Annotated in this window: 16 protein-coding genes; 8 read left to right on the plus strand and 8 right to left on the minus strand. The window is 71.7% G+C overall.

Translation table 11 applies throughout. The annotated features are described in order from the left end of the window. Nucleotides 1-82: 82 nt before the first annotated feature. The 3 genes from JHY01_RS21980 to JHY01_RS21990 form a co-directional block, all read right to left on the minus strand. Nucleotides 83-2,524, minus strand: a complete 2,442-nt coding sequence (locus JHY01_RS21980) for a S8 family serine peptidase (RefSeq protein WP_205327848.1) — start codon at nucleotides 2,522-2,524, stop codon at nucleotides 83-85. A 66-nt stretch (nucleotides 2,525-2,590) separates the two neighbouring features. Beyond that, nucleotides 2,591-3,835, minus strand: coding sequence for an MFS transporter (locus JHY01_RS21985; RefSeq protein ID WP_205327849.1), 1,245 nt, complete (start codon nucleotides 3,833-3,835; stop codon nucleotides 2,591-2,593). A 26-nt stretch (nucleotides 3,836-3,861) separates the two neighbouring features. After that, complete coding sequence (locus JHY01_RS21990) at nucleotides 3,862-4,476, minus strand: DsbA family protein (RefSeq protein ID WP_205327850.1); 615 nt, start codon at nucleotides 4,474-4,476, stop codon at nucleotides 3,862-3,864. A gap of 40 nt (nucleotides 4,477-4,516) precedes the next feature. On the opposite strand from JHY01_RS21990, the gene JHY01_RS21995 reads away from it, so the two are divergent. Continuing rightward, complete coding sequence (locus tag JHY01_RS21995; protein WP_205327851.1) at nucleotides 4,517-5,017, plus strand: MarR family winged helix-turn-helix transcriptional regulator; 501 nt, start codon at nucleotides 4,517-4,519, stop codon at nucleotides 5,015-5,017. A gap of 40 nt (nucleotides 5,018-5,057) precedes the next feature. Here the strand turns inward: JHY01_RS21995 and JHY01_RS22000 are convergent, their stop codons facing one another. The 3 genes from JHY01_RS22000 to JHY01_RS22010 form a co-directional block, all read right to left on the minus strand. Then, nucleotides 5,058-5,909, minus strand: a complete 852-nt coding sequence (locus JHY01_RS22000) for an NAD(P)H-binding protein (RefSeq protein WP_205327852.1) — start codon at nucleotides 5,907-5,909, stop codon at nucleotides 5,058-5,060. Nucleotides 5,910-6,711: 802 nt separating this feature from the next. Beyond that, entirely contained in the window at nucleotides 6,712-7,299 is a 588-nt protein-coding gene (locus JHY01_RS22005) for a TIGR03086 family metal-binding protein (RefSeq protein ID WP_205327853.1), read from the minus strand. A gap of 63 nt (nucleotides 7,300-7,362) precedes the next feature. Further along, complete coding sequence (locus JHY01_RS22010) at nucleotides 7,363-8,346, minus strand: YafY family protein (protein WP_205327854.1); 984 nt, start codon at nucleotides 8,344-8,346, stop codon at nucleotides 7,363-7,365. Nucleotides 8,347-8,434: 88 nt separating this feature from the next. Here JHY01_RS22010 and JHY01_RS22015 point away from each other — a divergent pair, with 88 nt between their 5' ends. From JHY01_RS22015 to JHY01_RS22030, 4 genes are all read left to right on the plus strand, one after another. After that, nucleotides 8,435-8,839, plus strand: coding sequence for a VOC family protein (locus JHY01_RS22015; protein ID WP_205327855.1), 405 nt, complete (start codon nucleotides 8,435-8,437; stop codon nucleotides 8,837-8,839). A gap of 2 nt (nucleotides 8,840-8,841) precedes the next feature. Then, the gene (locus JHY01_RS22020) at nucleotides 8,842-9,195 is read left to right on the plus strand and encodes a YdeI family protein (protein WP_205327856.1); all 354 of its coding nucleotides are present in this window, start codon (nucleotides 8,842-8,844) and stop codon (nucleotides 9,193-9,195) included. A gap of 46 nt (nucleotides 9,196-9,241) precedes the next feature. Continuing rightward, the gene (locus JHY01_RS22025) at nucleotides 9,242-10,405 is read left to right on the plus strand and encodes an aminotransferase class I/II-fold pyridoxal phosphate-dependent enzyme (protein WP_205327857.1); all 1,164 of its coding nucleotides are present in this window, start codon (nucleotides 9,242-9,244) and stop codon (nucleotides 10,403-10,405) included. A gap of 144 nt (nucleotides 10,406-10,549) precedes the next feature. Continuing rightward, nucleotides 10,550-11,485 carry a DMT family transporter gene (locus tag JHY01_RS22030; protein WP_205327858.1) on the plus strand — a complete coding sequence of 312 codons (936 nt, stop codon included), beginning with the start codon at nucleotides 10,550-10,552 and terminating at the stop codon, nucleotides 11,483-11,485. 52 nt (nucleotides 11,486-11,537) lie between these two features. On the opposite strand, the gene JHY01_RS22035 is transcribed toward JHY01_RS22030, so the two are convergent. Continuing rightward, nucleotides 11,538-12,371, minus strand: a complete 834-nt coding sequence (locus tag JHY01_RS22035) for an undecaprenyl-diphosphate phosphatase (RefSeq protein ID WP_205327903.1) — start codon at nucleotides 12,369-12,371, stop codon at nucleotides 11,538-11,540. Between the two features lie 419 nt (nucleotides 12,372-12,790). Between JHY01_RS22035 and JHY01_RS22040 the strand changes: the two genes are divergently transcribed. Together JHY01_RS22040 and JHY01_RS22045 are read left to right on the plus strand one after the other, a co-directional pair. Next, nucleotides 12,791-12,955, plus strand: coding sequence for a hypothetical protein (locus tag JHY01_RS22040; RefSeq protein ID WP_205327859.1), 165 nt, complete (start codon nucleotides 12,791-12,793; stop codon nucleotides 12,953-12,955). 155 nt (nucleotides 12,956-13,110) lie between these two features. Continuing rightward, nucleotides 13,111-13,785, plus strand: a complete 675-nt coding sequence (locus JHY01_RS22045) for a response regulator (RefSeq protein ID WP_205327860.1) — start codon at nucleotides 13,111-13,113, stop codon at nucleotides 13,783-13,785. A gap of 51 nt (nucleotides 13,786-13,836) precedes the next feature. Here the strand turns inward: JHY01_RS22045 and JHY01_RS22050 are convergent, their stop codons facing one another. Beyond that, on the minus strand, nucleotides 13,837-14,409 hold the full coding sequence (locus tag JHY01_RS22050; RefSeq protein WP_205327861.1) for a helix-turn-helix domain-containing protein: 573 nt from the start codon (nucleotides 14,407-14,409) through the stop codon (nucleotides 13,837-13,839). 116 nt (nucleotides 14,410-14,525) lie between these two features. On the opposite strand from JHY01_RS22050, the gene JHY01_RS27905 reads away from it, so the two are divergent. Continuing rightward, nucleotides 14,526-15,362 (plus strand): EamA family transporter, encoded by an 837-nt coding sequence (locus JHY01_RS27905; RefSeq protein ID WP_205327862.1) that lies wholly within the window; start codon nucleotides 14,526-14,528, stop codon nucleotides 15,360-15,362. Nucleotides 15,363-15,365: the final 3 nt, after the last annotated feature.

Below are 15,365 nucleotides of genomic sequence, written 5' to 3' on the forward strand. Positions count from 1 at the left end.
CCGAATGGCCGAGAGGCTCGGCTTCGCGCCGAAGCGCTGCGAGGCGCGGGTCGAGCGCTTCGGCGACAGCGGCCCGCCTCCGTCATCGTGAGGCGGCCATCGGGGCGAGCGCGGCGTCGCCGTCGGATTCGGCGATCGCGTTGGACGCGGCGAGCGCGAAGTCCTGGCGGAGGCCGTCCGAAGGGACCGCGCCCGGGGCGTGCCGGGTGACCGAGACACCGCGCACCCGAACCGTGTACACGCCGTCCTCCGGTGCGGGGACGTGGATCTGCTGGACGTTGTTGGTGACGCGCGTGGCCGGGTTGTCGTCCCAGTTGAGGAGCTCCCCCGAGGGCGTCTCGAGTTGGAGGTACAGCTCGTTCACCAAGCCGCCGAGGCCTTCGAGCGACGGCGCGTCCGTCCACACGAGCGTGACCTTGAGCGGCAGGCCGGGATCGGCGGGCTCGATGCGGTAGCGGCGGATCTCGCCGGTCGCGACCGCATCGGCGGGCGCGTCGGCGAAGCGGCTGCGGGCGGCGCCGCCGACCGCGCCGGTCACGTCGATGCGGCCGAAACCGCTCACCGGGTTCGGGCCCGCGGGGACCTCGCCCGGGTACTGGCCGGGCATCGCGGCCGCGCCGTTCACCAAGAGCGCCTTCAGGAGCGCCGCCGAAGGGCGGCGGCCGTCCTCGGCGTGGCCCTGCTCGACGAGATGCTGGCGCACCAGCGCCGCCGCGCCCGCGACGAGCGGCGTGGCCATGCTCGTGCCGCCGCTCCAGCAGTAGTGCTCGCGCAGCGGATGCCCCTCGGGCAGGCGGCCCCACAGCGGGTCGTCGTCCCCTGCGTACACCGAGGTGAGCATGGACAGGACGTTGGTGCCCGGGGCGACCACGTCGGGTTTGATCCGCAGGTCGTCGGTGGGCCCGCGGGAGGAGAACGCGGCCATGCCGTCGGCGTCGTCCGAGACGTGCCCGGCCGCGCCGAGCTTCGGGTAGCGCCCGAGCTGGCTCCAGTTGCGGTCGATGCCGGGCGGCGGCTCCGAACCGTTCGGCCGCAGGTTCTCGCTGGCGCCCACGGTGAGGCAGTTCTTGGCGGTGCCGGGCGAGCCCATCGAGTCGGGGTCGATCAGTCCGTCGTTGTCCGCGTCCGCGCCGTCGTTCCCGGCGGCGAAGAGCACCAGCATGTCCGGGTGCGTCCACATGAACTCGTCGACGGCCCGCGCGTTCTGCCCGTACTCCCCCGCGAGCGGCGCACCCCACGAGTTGGTGTGGACGCGGGCGCCCGCCTCGTAGGCCTCGGCGAACAGCGCACCGATGTCGCCGGGGATGCCGTACAGGCCGGATTCCGGTGGGGGCCAAGGGAATGTGAACGGCCGCAGTCCCGCCGCGGCGAGCTCGGCGCGGGTCTTCCACCGGATCTTCTGATTGATCGCCTGGAAGAAGAGGGTCGCTTCGGGCGCGATCCCGGCGGGGACCGGCCCGGCTGCAGCCCGGCGGGCGGCCTCGCCGCTGCCGAGGACCGAACCGGTGACGTGGGTGCCGTGCCCGGAGTCGGTGTCGGCCGGGCCGTCGTCGTGGCCGGGCGGGTCGTTCGTGAAGGGCGCCAGGACTTCCCGGGTCGGCCACGAGGTGATCGCCAGGATCCTGCCCCGCACGTCGGGATGCACCGTCTCCGGGTCGCCGTTGTCGAGACCGGAGTCGGCCACGGCCACGATCTGCCCCGCTCCCGCGAGCGCGAGACCGCCGAAGCGTCGGTCGATGGGGACGCCCATGATGGCGGCGGCCTGGTCGTTGCTGGTCTGTGAGAACGCGTACGGCACGATCGCCTGGACGCCCTCGAGGTCGGCGAGTTCGGCGATCACCGAGCGCGGGACGCTCGCGACGAGGGACTTCGGCAGGGCCGTGAACACCGAGCCCCCGGCGTCCCGGATGCGGCGGGCGAGCGGCGCGGTGTCCTCGCCGGGGAAGACGGCGACCTCGATCATCTGCGGGCCGTCGTCGGTGTAGTCCTCGGGGTCGACGGCCGCGAGGTAGGCGGCGTCGAGGTCGCGGCGCGGGGCCGGATGGAGCTTCGGGGAGACCTTCATGGCCGGGCGGTAGGGGGTGACCTCCTCGACGCTGGGCAGGGCCCGGATCGCTTCGGCGCGTTCGGGAAGGAACCCGGCGAGGAGGGTGAAGCCGGAGAGGCTGCCGTGGAGTTCGGCCCCTGCGCCGGTGAGTTCGTCGAGCCAGGCGGCGGTGGGCGGGCCGATGAGTTTGACGAGGTAGTACGCGGTGCGCCCGGGTTCGGGTGCGAGGGTGACGGCGGCTTGGGCGTCGAGGGCGGCGGCGAACTGGAAGCTGGCGCCCGCGGTCTGGACGGGCTGCTCGGGCAGGGGCGTGGTCTCGAAGCCGCGGGCGTCGAGGTCGCGGGCCTGGCGGGGCGTGCCGGTGACGAGGAGCTGGTCGGGGTATTCGGCGAGGACTTCGACGCCGGTTGCGAGGACGCTGTCGAGGACGGCGTCGCGGTCGTCGGTGCTGCGAAGGGTCACAAGGAGTCTGGACATGGCGGCCTTCTTCGGAGGGGTCGGCCGGCCTGTCGGATCGCGGCCACTCTCCAGGCTACGCCTCGATCACGGTGCGTAGGGTCCCGTGGTCCGGGCGGTCGTCGGCACCGGTTCCCGCTGCGGCGCGGGGCGGGTGGGGGCCCGGTCGGTATGCAGGAGGATCGCGCCTCCGATGAGGACTGCGGCGGCGAGTGCCGCCCAGAGCTGCCAGGTGCCGGCGTCGAGGAGGAGGCCGAGGAGCATCGGGGCGAGGGTGCGGCAGAGGGACCAGGAGAGCTGGTAGGCGGAGAGGTAGCGGCCGCGCAGGTGGTCGGGGGCGGCGTGCACGGCGAGGCTTTCGGCGGGTGCGGAGTGGACGAGCTCGCCCGCGGTGTAGACGACGGCGACGGCGAGGACCGCGATGACGGCGGCGGTGCCGTCGAATGCGGGCAGGAATGCGAAGGCCGCGAAGGAGAGTGCGAACACGGCGGTGCCGAGGGCGGCGCCGCGCCCGCGCCGGAACCGGGCCATCAGGCGGCCGACCGGGACGCCGAGGCCCGCGATGAGCGCGGTGTTGACGGCGAAGACGATGCCCGCCATGGTGTCGGGGAGGTCGGCGTCGCGGGTGAGGAAGACCGGCATGGCGATCGCCTGCGCGGTGTAGCCGAAGCCGATGAGGAAGTTCGCGAGCGTGAGCCTGCGGTAGCGGCGGTCGGCGAGGACGGTGCGGTAGCCGCCTGAGGTGTCGGCGGGCCGGCGGCGCGGGCCACCGGCCTGCACGTGGATGAAGGTGACGAGCACGGCCGCCGCGGCGAAGGCCACGGCGAGGACCAGCGCGGCCGCGAGGTAGCCGCCGCTGCCGAGGGCGAGCATGGCGGCTGCGGCGAGGGCGCCGAATCCCATGCCGCCGTTGCGGAGGCTGCGGTTCCAGGCGAGGAGGCGGTCGCGTTCGGCGCCTTGGGCCATGTCGCCGATGAGGGACTGCTGGCTCGGCGCGGAGGCCCACATGGCGACGGCGACGGCGAGTGCGACGGCGAGGAAGGCCGGGTAGGTGGTCGCGAGGGGGTAGAGCGCGAAGCTGACGGCTCGGAGCGCGAGTGCGCCGATGTAGACGCGTTTGCCGCCGTGGCGGTCGATGAGGGCGCCGACGGCGGGCATCGCGGCGAGGGCGCCGAGTCCGGCGATGGTGAGGCCGGTGCCGATCGCGGTGAGGGACTGTCCGGTGAGGTGGTGGACGAAGAGCATGGTGAGGGGCACGTAGATGCCGTTGCCGATGGCGTCGACGAAACTGGCGGCGATGAAGCGGCGGCGGGCGGAGGCGGGGCGGTGCATGGGGTCCTCGTTCGGTCGGGAGGTGTTCAGGAGGGGTCGAGCGGGCCGCGGCTGCGTTTGAGCTCGGCGAAGGCGGGCGTGGCCGCGAGTTCGCGGAAGGCGTCGAAGAGGCGGGCGGCGCTTTCGCCCTTGGGGATCGCGGTGAGGACCGGTCCGAAGTGGCCGATGCCGTCGATGACGGTGAGCGGGGTGCCGGATTCGTCTCCGACGGCGTCTTGGCCGCGCTGGTGGCTTGCCCGCAGCGCCGTGTCGAAGGCGTCGGTGCGCGCCGCGTCCGCGAGGTCCGCGGGCAGGCCGGTCTCGGCGAGGGCGGCGGCGATGACGCGGTCGTAGTCCTTGTCGCGGTCGCGGTGGATGCGGGTGCCGAGGGCGGTGTAGAGGTCTCGGAGGACGGCGGTGCCGTGCCGTTGTTCGGCGGCGGCGCAGACGCGGGCCGGGCCCCAGGCCCGGCCGTTGAATTCGCGGTACCAGGGTTCGAGTTCGCGGTGTTCGTTGAGGACCGCGAGGCTCATGATCCGGAAGCGCAGGTCGATCTGGCGGTGGCGCTCGACTTCGGTGAGCCAGCGCGAGGTGATCCAGGCGAAGGGGCAGGCGGGGTCGAAGTAGCAGTCGACGCCTACCGGAGCGATTTTATCTTCCATGGAAGACATACTATCTTCCGTGGAAGGTATGATGCAAGGCATGGATGCGGAAGCGACGACCGACACGGTCGGACAGATGGTCGGGCAGTGGGGACGCGAGCGCCCGGACCTCGACGCCTCACCGATGCTCGTGGTGGGCAGGGTGTTCCATTTGGCGAACCGGTGGGACCGGGCACTGCGGGGGCCGTTCGCCGAAGCGGGCCTCGCGAACGGGGACTTCGACGTGCTCGCGGCCTTGCGGCGGTCCGGGGAGCCCTACACGCTCTCGGCGGGCGAACTGAGCCGGACCGTGCTGGTGACGACCGGCGCGATCACCAAGCGAGTGGACCGTTTGGAGGCGGGCGGCTGGGTGACCCGATCAGTGGCCGAAGAGGACTCGCGCGGACGCCGAATCACACTCACCGCAGCGGGTCTGCGACTCACCGATGAGCTCATGGAGGTCCATCTGTCGAATCAGCGCAGGCTCATCGAGGCCTTGAACGCTGAAGAGCGGGCGGCGCTGGGCGCGTTGCTGGCGAAACTGGCGACCGCCGAGGACTGAACCTCCCGGCCGGACCCGATCGGGTCCGGCCGGGACACGGTTATGCAGCGGCCCAGGCGCCTTCCGCGGCGGCGCGCTTCGCCCAGTCGGCGAAGGCGACCGGCTTGCGGCCCAGGACCTGCTCCACACCGTCGGCGACGTCGCCGATCCTCCCTTCGCGCATGACGCGGTACATCGCGTCGAGGAAGAACACGAGGTCTTCGGGGAGCCGCTCGGCGCGCAGCGCGGCGGCGTAGTCCTCGGGGCTCACCGACCCGAAGGCGATGGTGCGCCCGGAGGCCTGCTCGATCGCTTCGACCGCCGCGGCGAAGGTGAGCGATTCGGGACCGCTCAGTTCGTAGACCTTGCCGTGGTGGCCGTCCTCGGTGAGGGCTGCGGCGGCGACCGCGGCGATGTCCTCGACGTCGATGAAGGGCTCCACGGTGTCCTCCACCGGCAGGAAGAGCTCCCCGGCGAGGATCGCCCTCAGCATGTCGCCTTCGCTGAAGTTCTGGTTGAAGTTGTTGGCCTGCAGGACGGTCCATTCGACGCCGGAGGCCCGGACCGCTTCCTGGATCGCGTACATGCCGATCGCCTCGGGTCCTGCGCCGGCGGCTTCGGCGAGCACGTGGATGCGGCGCCCGGACTGCGCGACGAGGCGGCGAACTCCCGCCTTCTCCGCTGCGGCGACGACCTCCGCCGCCGGGAACGGTTCGTCCGGCGGGATGAGGTAGACGGCGCTGACGTCTGCGAAGGCCGCTGCCCACGTCGACTCGTCATGCCAGTCGAAGCGGATCTCAGTGCTGCGCGAGACCCCTCGCACGGTGTGCCCGGCCTCGGCGAGGCGGGCGGTGAGGCGGCGGCCGACCTTGCCGGTGGCGCCGGTGACCAGGATGATGTTCTCGTTGCTCATGCCTCCCAGTCAAGTCGATCAGAGGCGCGGCGCCCATCGCTGAGACGCCACGATCCATGCGCGTTCGTCTACCTCTCCCTTCGAGCGAGTGACGGGACTCGGATGATGTCGCGTGCCTTGGCAGCCTGCTCAACCCGCCCGGGTCCTCTATATGCCCGGCCGGACGCCGCCTGATGCACTCAGGTCTTACCGCCTGCCATGTGCCTCGCTCGGAGCACTGCCGCTGGCCGAGGTGATCCCGACCAGCGATCTCCCACCCAGTACGGCCCGGTGAGGAGCCGTAGTCAGCTGTGGAACGCGATAGCACGATGAGGATGAGATCGGACGCCTCCAAGAAGGAGGATCACCCTGGCTTTCGGGTCGTCGCCTCGGAATCAGTCCGGTTTGTCGGTCGGCCAGAGGCTTGTCGTAGTCTGCTTGCACCTACTCGACACCTGTACGTTTTCCCTGTCCTTGTACGTACCGCAATCATCCTTCGTGCGACCCCCGACTGTCATCACCCGCAGGGTTGGAACCTTTTCACATTCCGGACCAGACATATTGCGCCACAGGGAATGCAAGCCCTCTGTGGCCGGTTGCGCCGCACCCGGTCGAAACCCACCAGGACGACCGCCACCCGCCCCGCCACCGCTTCGTCGCCACCCGCTCTGACCCCGCCCCTCCCTCGCCCGAGCCTCGGCAGCGGAGGCCGTGACCAAGGGGCCAGCGCCCGGCAGTGCCGCAGGCCGTCACGCCCCTCCTCCAAAGGCAGACGCTCACTGCCGCACCGGTGTTCTCCGGCGCGGCCGTGAGCGTCACATCCTCAGGCGGTCCATTCGGGGTCGCGGCCGAGGTAGCGGAGGAGGGCCGCGACCGCGTCGTCGCCGTCCTGCGGCTCGAGCGCGGGAGCGTAGGCGCCCCAGGCGCGCAGCGGTTCGACGATCTGCTTGGCCGCGACGAGGATCGCGCTCGCGGCGTTCTCGCTGAGCGGCTGGGCCCGGCCGGTGGCCTTGGCGATGTCCCAGGCGTGGACCGCCGCGTCGAGAGCGCAGGCGCCCACGCCGGTCACGGCGTCGAGCGTGTTCGGCGGCACCGGGACCGGGACCGCGGCGTCGTCAGCGGCGACGCTCCCCCAGGCCGTGGCCGCGGCCTCGGTCGCGGCGACGAGGAGTGCGACCGGGTCGGCGGTGAGCGTTCCCGAAGGGGCGAAGGGGTTCTCGGCGGGGCCTTCGCCGCCGGTGATCGCGGCGTAGTACGCGAGCTGGTCGCCCGCGGCGTGCTGGAGCACCTGGGTGACGGTCCACTGGTCGCAGGGGGTCGGCAGGTGCCACTGGTCCTCGCCGACGCCCTTGACGGCGTTGAGCAGGGCTTCGTGGGCTTCGGCGAGGAGGGGCCAGGCGGTCGCGGTCATGTCATGCTCCTTGAGGTGTCTGCGGTCGCTGTCGATATCACCATCTTATCAGAACGGAATACTTTATTCCACTACTTCTGCTGGTCTTCTCGGATCCGGCGCCGCGGCTTCGGTGTATCGGGCGGCAAGCGCCCGGAGATGGTCGCGAAGTGCTTGCGGCGCTTCCACGATGAACGGCAGATCGAGCCCGGTGATGTAGTTCGTGAGGTCCCGCAAGGAGTCGCTGCCCGTGCGCCACAGGCACTCCGCGTCCCCCGCCGGCTCGAGGAGACCGCTGCCCGGCGGGAGCATGGCCGCGACCGCCTCGACCGGTGCCCGCAGGCGGATCACGGCCTGATGCCGCCAAGCCCGCTGACCCAGGCCGTGCAGGACGTGCGCGACCGCTTCCTCCGGCGGCTCCTTCGGGGTGAACCTGGGGCCGTTGGGGATACGCGGGCTGATGCGGTCGGCGCGGTAGGTGCGCCAGTCACCCCGGTCCACGTCCCAGGCGAGCAGGTACCAGCGCCGCTCGGTGTAGACGAGCCGGTGCGGCTCGGCCCGGCGACGCGTCTCCTGCCCCGCGCGGTCGCGGTAGTCGAAGCGCAGCTGCTCGTGCCGGTAGACGGCCTCGGCGATCAGTGTGAGCACCTCCGCATCCACAGTGGGTCCCGCCGCCGCGGCCGAAGCCGTCGCGGCCCTGAGCATGTCGATCCGATGCCGCAGACGCGAAGGCATCGTCTGCTCGAGTTTCGCCAGCGCCCGCAGCGAGGTCTCCTCGATCCCGGCCACCGAACCGGAGGCCGCGGCCCGCAGGCCGACGGCGACCGCCACCGCCTCCTCGTCGTCGAGCAGGAGGGGCGGCATGGCGTTCCCGGCTTCGAGGCGGTAGCCGCCCGCGCTGCCGGTCACGGAGTGCACGCGGTAGCCGAGCCGGCGGAGTCGGTCGATGTCGCTGCGCACGGTGCGGGTCGTGACGTCGAGGCGTTCGGCGAGCGCGGCGCCCGTCCAGTCGCGCTGCGCCTGCAGGAGGGCGAGGACGCGGAGCAGGCGCGCTGAGGTCTCCAACATTTCCCGATACTCCCACACATTGAGGAACCGAACCTTCCGCAATGAGCCATAGCCTGGTCCTCAACGACATCGAAGAAGGAGCCAGCACATGCTGCGAGGATTCAGCACCATCAGCTATTTCGCCGAGGACCTGGCGGCCGCGAAGGCCTGGTACACCGAGCTGCTCGGCGCCGGGCCCTACTTCGAGGTGCCCGGGTACATCGAGTTCCGCGTGGGCGACTACCAGCACGAGATCGGGATCGCCCAAGGCGAGTGGGCGCCGCACGACATGAACGCCGCACCCGGCGGCGCCATCGCGTACTGGCAGGTCGACGACCTCGACGCGACCATCGAGCGGCTGACCGCCATGGGCGCCGAGGAGTACGAGCCGAAGATCGTCCGCGGCGAGGGCTTCGAGACGGCCTCGTTCGTCGACCCGTTCGGGAACGTCCTGGCGGTCATGGTCAACCGGCACTACCTCGACGTGCTCGCCTCGATCGGTAAGGGGGCGTAGGGGTGGAACCGCTCGATCTCGCCGACCGCGGCGAATGGGAGGCCTGGCTCGAAGCCCATCAGGGCGAGCGAGCGGTGTGGCTGCGCATCGGCAAGGAGCACTCGCCCGAGGGGCGGCTCCGGATCGGGCCCGCGCTCGAAGCGGCGCTGTGCTTCGGCTGGATCGACGGGCACCGCAAGGGCCTCGACGGCGACTCGTTCCTGCAGCGCTATTCGCCGCGCACCAGGCGCAGCCCCTGGTCGAAGCGGAACCGGGGCATCGCCGAGGCGCTCATCGCGGCCGGTCGGATGCGGCCGGCAGGGCTCGCCGAGATCGAGCGGGCCAAGGCCGAAGGGCGCTGGCCTGCCGACGATTGACGCGGCGGCCTGGGATGATGGCCGGGTCGTTCGAGGAGGAGGCACCATGAACGGACCCGGCCGTCGGCCCCAGACCACGATCTTCACGCTCATGTCCGCGCTCGCGCAGCGCCACGGCGCGGTGAACCTCGGGCAGGGCTTCCCCGACGAGTCCGGGCCCGCGCACATCATCGAGGCCGCCGCGACCGCCATGCGCGAGGGCCGCAACCAGTATCCCCCGCTCGCGGGCATTCCCGAACTGCGCCATGCGATCACCGCGCATCAGCGGCACTGGTACGGGCTCGCGCCCGATCCCGACGACGGCGTCACCGTCACCGCCGGCGCCACCGAGGCGCTCACGGCCGCGCTGCTCGCCTTCGTCGACCCCGGCGACGAGGTGCTCGCGCTCGAACCGAGCTACGACTCCTACAACGCCGCCGTCACGATGGCCGGCGGGACCCTCGTGCCGGTCCGGCTCGAGACCCCCGTCGGCATCGAGGGGCACTGGCGGCTCGATGCGGCGCGCCTCGCCGCCGCCGTCACCGACCGCACCCGACTGCTGCTGGTCAATTCGCCGCACAACCCCACGGGCACGGTCCTGCGCCGCGACGAGTTGGAGGCGATCGCGGCCATCGCGCTCGAACGCGACCTCCTCGTGGTCACCGACGAGGTGTACGAGCACCTGGTCTTCGACGGTCGCGAGCACGTGCCGCTCGCGTCGCTGCCGGGCATGTGGGACCGCACGGTGACCATCGGCTCGGCCGGGAAGACGTTCTCGGTCACCGGTTGGAAGATCGGCTGGGCGACCGGCCCCGCCGAACTGATCGCGCGGGTGAAGGACGTCAAGCAGTGGCTGTCGTTCGCCTCCGGCACCCCGTTCCAGTACGGGATCGCGGAGGCGCTGGCCTCGGGCGACGATTACTACCGGGACTACGTCGCGGGCTACCGGGAGCGGCGCGACCTCATGGTGGCCGGGCTCAAGGACATCGGCTTCGACGTGCACGAGCCGGAGGGCACCTATTTCGTGACCACGAGCGTCGCCCCGTTCGGCTACGGGGACGGGATGGCGTTCTGCCTGGAACTGCCCGAGCGCTGCGGGGTCGTGGCCGTCCCCAACCAGGCGTTCTACCTCGACCGGGCGGCGCGGCCGGAGGTGCGGTTCGCGTTCTGCAAGCCCGCGGACGTGCTCGAGGAGGGCCTGAAACGACTGCGAGCGGGACTGACGGGATAGAGTCGCGCCATGGACTTCGGCATCTCCCCGCCCGCCGCTTAAGGCGGGCTCCCGAACGACCGCGCACGGGCTCGGACCCGGCGGGTTCCCCAGGCATGCCCGCAGACGAGTGCCACTCATCCGCGACGCTCATCTGGAGAACGCATGTCCACGTCCACGCTCGTCCGCCCTGCCGTGCCCGCCGCCAGACGCGGCCTCGGCTACCTCACCGTCACCGGCCTCGCCTGGGGCACCACCGGCGCCGCCGCCGAACTCGTCTACCGCGCAGGCGATCTCGGCCCCATGGCCGTCTCGTTCTGGCGCCATCTCGGCGGCCTCGTGCTGCTCCTCGCGTTCACCGCGCTGCGCCCCAAGCGAACCCGCATCGCCAAGGCCGCCCCGGTGCGGCGGCGGGCGCTGCTCCTGGGCGGGGTCGGCATCGGCATGGCGGTCTTCCAGACCGCGTACTTCGCCGCCGTGGAGGCCACCGGGGTCGCGGCGGCGACGCTCCTCACGCTCGGCTCCGGGCCGATCCTCACCGCCGTCGGGAGCCGGCTCCTCCTCGGCGAACGCCTCGGCCGCGGCGGCGCGCTCGCCGTCGCCGGAGCGGTCACCGGGCTCGGGGTGCTCGTCCTCGGCAACGGCGCGGGCGTCATCGACCCGGCAGGGGTCGCGCTCTCGCTGCTATCGGCCGCCGGATACGCCGCCGTGACGCTCCTCGGCCGGGCCACCGGCCGCCGCAGCGACGGCGAGGACCCGTTCACGCTCACCATGTGGTCCTTCGGGATCGGCGCGGCCCTGCTCTTCGTCCCCGCCTGGTTCGAAGGCCTCGCGCCCTCCACGGGCGATCCGGTGCGGACCTTCGCGGTCATCGGGTACCTCGCGGTGTTCACCACCGCGCTCGCCTACCCGCTGTACTTCGCGGGCGCCGCCCGCGTCCGCGCCACCACGGCCTCGGTGATGATGCTGATCGAACCGGTCACGGCCGCGTTCCTGGCCGTCGCGGTCCTCCGTGAACCGCTCACCGTCGCCACCGCGGCGGGCGCGGTGGTCCTCCTCGGCTCGATCACGGCCCTCGCGCTGGCCGAATCCCGACGCTAGGAACGGCGGGAGGGCCGGCCCATCGGACCGGCCCTCCTTGTCGCGCTTGGGGTCAGGTGGCGGAGAGGTAACCCGTCTCGAGCATGATGACGACGGCCACGCCGAGGATGCAGCGGTACCAGACGAAGATGAACACGCTGTGCTTAGCGACCCACTTCAGCATCCAGTGCACGGCGGCCAAGCCCACGAAGAACGCGACGATCGTCGCCACGAGCATCTGTGCACCGCTCGGCACCGAGCCCTCCGTGGCCGGGTCGAACACGTCGCCGAGGCTCAGGATGCCCGCGCCGAACACCGCCGGGATGGCGAGCAGGAACGAGTAGCGCGCCGCCACCGCGCGGTCGAGGCCGATGAACAGCCCGGCCGTGATCGTCCCGCCCGAACGCGAGACGCCGGGGATGAGCGCGCCCGCCTGCGCGAAGCCGAGGATGATGCCGTCCTTCATCCGGAAGTCCTTCCACGTGCGGGTCTTCTTGCCGACCAGCTCCGCCAGCGCGAGCAGCAGGCCGAAGAAGATGAGGGAGAAGGCGACGAGCCAGAGGTTGCGGGCCCCGTCGCGGATCGCGTCCTTGAAGAGGAGCCCGAAGAACACGATCGGGAGGGTGCCGATGATGACGTACCAGCCGAGCCGGTAGTCGGTCTCGCCGCGTAGTTCCTTGTCCCGCAAGCCTTTCCACCAGGCCACGAGGATGCGGACGATGTCCTTCCAGAAGTAGAGGAGGACCGCGGTCTCGGTGCCGAGCTGGGTCACCGCGGTGAAGGACGCGCCGGCGTCCTCTTCGAAGAACAGCGCCGAGGTGAGGCGGAGGTGCCCCGAGGAGGAGATCGGCAGCATCTCGGTGAGGCCCTGGACGACCCCGAGCACGATGGCCTCGAACCAGGTCATGTCGACCACGGGGAGGCCTCCTTCCGGGCACGGGTCTTGCAGGGGGAAGTGTGCATTGGCGCTTCTTTCGTCGCATCGACGGTCAGTCGTCGCGCGCGCCGTGTTGCGGCTCCCTGCGCGACGGGGACATCTTGCCAGACCCGGTCCTGTGATCGGTCGGCACACGCATCGGGGAGTGAGACGCACCGGGCCGGCGTCCTATCCGGACGCGGGCCCGTTTCGCGGTGCGATTCCCGGGAGCATGCGAGCCAGTCTTCGGAGACGTCGGGATCCGCCGGGAAGGCGGTGTCGGGGTCGTCGATGCGGTTGTGGCCCAATGCGTACGAGGTGTGGAGCGAGGGGCCGCCGCCCTGCCCCACCGCGACGGCCGAACCTGGACATCGCCGACGCCGGCGAGGACGCCGAAAGCGACGGCGCCGGTGGACGTCGTGGACTTCGTCGCGGCCGAAGTGGGGGTGGGCACCGGGTGCGGGGCCACCCTTCGGGGCCGGGCGGTGCGGGGCGAGGACCGCCCGAGCCGGGCCACCGCGCTCAGCGTCCGGCTCATCGAACGGGACGCCACCGCGCCCCCGCCGGACCGCTGAGCGCGGTGCGAACGAGCGGCGTCGGAGCCGGTGCGACGCGGCCGACACCGGCGGAGGTCACCTTTGACGTTTTCTTGATGGCCGAGGCCCGGGGCACGGGGAATGATGGGTCCGTGTCACGTGGCGCCGCCGCGGGCGGATGAGAAGGGCACCGAGTGATCAAGATCCTGGTCGTCGACGACGAACCGCAGATCGCGCGGGCGCTGCGGATCAACCTCAGCGCGCACGGCTACGAGGTGGCGACCGCGCCGGACGGGGCGCAAGCCCTGCGCGCCGCCGCCGCGCTCGTCCCCGATCTCGTCGTGCTCGACCTCGGGCTGCCCGATATGGACGGCACCGAGGTCATCGCGGGCCTGCGGGGCTGGACGAGCGTGCCGATCCTGGTGCTCTCGGGCCGGGCCGCGAGCGCCGAGAAGATCGCCGCCCTCGACGCGGGCGCCGACGACTACGTGACCAAGCCGTTCGACATCGGCGAACTCCTCGCCCGGGTCCGGGCCGCCACGCGGCGCGGGAACGCCGCCGGCGACTCGCCGGTGACCGAGATCGGTTCGGCCACCGTGGACCTCGCGACCCGGGAGGTCCTGCGCGACGGCGCGGAGGTGCGCCTCACCAAGACCGAATGGCAGCTCCTCGAAGTGCTCCTGCGCAACCCGGGGAAACTCGTGGGCCAGCGCGAGCTCCTGCACCGCGTCTGGGGTCCCAACTACGACCGGGAGACGAACTACCTGCGCCAGTACATGGCCCAGCTGCGCCGCAAGCTCGAACCCGATCCGGCCCGCCCGGTGCACCTCCTCACCGAACCGGGTATGGGCTACCGCTTCCGTCCTTGAACGCCGCGTCCCGGGTTCGCCGGCCCGGCCGCGGAAGGCGCCGCCGGTCCCTCAGGCTCCCGGTGGGAGGTGGACCGTCATGACGAGGGTGCAGGTGCCGGTGCCCGCGCCGCGGTAGGCGTGCGGGACGTCGCCGCCGAAGGTCGCGGTCTGGCCCGCTTCGAGGGCGTGCTCGGTGCCGTCGACGACCAGGACCATCGCGCCGGACATGACGCTCACGGTCTCCTGCACGGCCGCCTGGTGCGGGTGGCTCGTGTACACCTCGCCCGGTTCGAGCCGCCACCGCCAGACCTCGACCGGGGCGGGACCGGGGGTGGTGAGCATGAGCCGGGCTTCGCCGCCGTGCTCGCCGGTCCACAGCGGCGCGACGGTCTCGGCGGTGACGACCCGGACGCGGTCTTCGGCGGCGCCTTCCATGAGGGCGGAGACGGAGACGCCGAGGGTGTCGGCGAGTCGGACGAGGGTGGCGAGGTTGGGGTTGCCCTGGGCTTTCTCGAGGCCGACGAGCGCGCCTTTGCTCACGGAGGCGCGGCGGCCGAGTTCGTCGAGGGAGAGGCCTGCCCGGGCGCGGGCGGCCTTGACGTTGGTCGCGACGGTTCGCAGCGCCGCCTCCGCCTCGCTCATGTGTCCGCCTTTCTTGACGCGTAGGTCACTGGAATAGTCCGTGCGGTCGTTTGACTGCCTGCTTCGGTCGTTCTACTATTCTATCCGGTCGGTTCGATGAAGAATGGTGGGATGCCGTGATCGCGCTCGTGCTCGCGCTGGGCAGTTCGCTCGCCTACGGGTGCGCGGATTTCCTCGGCGGCCTCGGTGCCCGGAAGGCGCACGTGCTGCGGACGGTGAGAGTGGCGGCCCCGGCGAGCCTCGTGGTCGAGCTGCTGCTGTGGCCGCTGCTCGGGGCCTCGTTCGAGCTGTCGACCGTGGCTTGGGGCGCGGCTTCCGGCTTCTCCTCGGCGGCCGCGTTCGTGCTGTTGTACCGCACGCTGGCGATCGGCCCGATGAACGTGCTCTCGCCGATCACTGCGCTCGTCTCAGCCGCGATTCCGGTCGGCGTGGGCCTGCTCCAGGGCGAGCATCTGGCGGCGGCCGGCCTGATCGGCCTGCCGCTCGCGCTGGTGGCGGTGGTGCTGGTGAGCGCCGGACCGGGGATGCGGTCATCGCGGCCGTCGCGCACGGCGCTGCTGCTGGCGTGCGGTGCGGGCGCGGCGATCGCGCTGCAGCTGGTGTTCCTGCACCAAGCGCCCGCCGGGAGCGGGGTCGGGCCGCTGATCGTCGGCCGGGCCGTCGCTTCGGGGGTCACGCTGAGCGCGGCGTTCCTGCTGCGGCGCAATCTCGGAGCGGAGCGTCCCGCGTACGCCGTGTCGGCCGCGGCGGGAGCGCTCGACTCGATCGCGAACCTGCTGTTCCTGCTGGCGGCCCGCGGCGGGGACCTGGCGGTCGTCGCCGTGATCGTGGCCCTGTATCCGGCCGGGACGGTCCTGCTGGCCCGCAAGGTGCTGGGCGAACGCCTCCACCGAGGTCAGCTCATCGGACTGGGAACGGCAGCCGCCGCCGTCAGCCTCTTGGCCCTCAACTGACGG

Origin of the sequence: Glycomyces sp. YM15 (assembly GCF_016918015.1) — a bacterium.
Taxonomy (GTDB): Bacteria; Actinomycetota; Actinomycetes; order Mycobacteriales; family Micromonosporaceae; genus Glycomyces.

Bases quoted from the DNA above. Each gene is read 5' to 3' on its own strand.
- JHY01_RS21980 (WP_205327848.1), bottom strand. From the start codon at position 2,524: ATGTCCAGACTCCTTGTGACCCTTCGCAGCACCGACGACCGCGACGCC.
- JHY01_RS21995 (WP_205327851.1), top strand. From the start codon at position 4,517: ATGGATGCGGAAGCGACGACCGACACGGTCGGACAGATGGTCGGGCAG.
- JHY01_RS21990 (WP_205327850.1), bottom strand. From the start codon at position 4,476: ATGGAAGATAAAATCGCTCCGGTAGGCGTCGACTGCTACTTCGACCCC.
- JHY01_RS22000 (WP_205327852.1), bottom strand. From the start codon at position 5,909: ATGAGCAACGAGAACATCATCCTGGTCACCGGCGCCACCGGCAAGGTC.
- JHY01_RS22030 (WP_205327858.1), top strand. From the start codon at position 10,550: ATGTCCACGTCCACGCTCGTCCGCCCTGCCGTGCCCGCCGCCAGACGC.
- JHY01_RS22015 (WP_205327855.1), top strand. From the start codon at position 8,435: ATGCTGCGAGGATTCAGCACCATCAGCTATTTCGCCGAGGACCTGGCG.
- JHY01_RS22010 (WP_205327854.1), bottom strand. From the start codon at position 8,346: ATGTTGGAGACCTCAGCGCGCCTGCTCCGCGTCCTCGCCCTCCTGCAG.
- JHY01_RS22025 (WP_205327857.1), top strand. From the start codon at position 9,242: ATGAACGGACCCGGCCGTCGGCCCCAGACCACGATCTTCACGCTCATG.
- JHY01_RS22050 (WP_205327861.1), bottom strand. From the start codon at position 14,409: ATGAGCGAGGCGGAGGCGGCGCTGCGAACCGTCGCGACCAACGTCAAG.
- JHY01_RS22005 (WP_205327853.1), bottom strand. From the start codon at position 7,299: ATGACCGCGACCGCCTGGCCCCTCCTCGCCGAAGCCCACGAAGCCCTG.
- JHY01_RS21985 (WP_205327849.1), bottom strand. From the start codon at position 3,835: ATGCACCGCCCCGCCTCCGCCCGCCGCCGCTTCATCGCCGCCAGTTTC.
- JHY01_RS22035 (WP_205327903.1), bottom strand. From the start codon at position 12,371: ATGACCTGGTTCGAGGCCATCGTGCTCGGGGTCGTCCAGGGCCTCACC.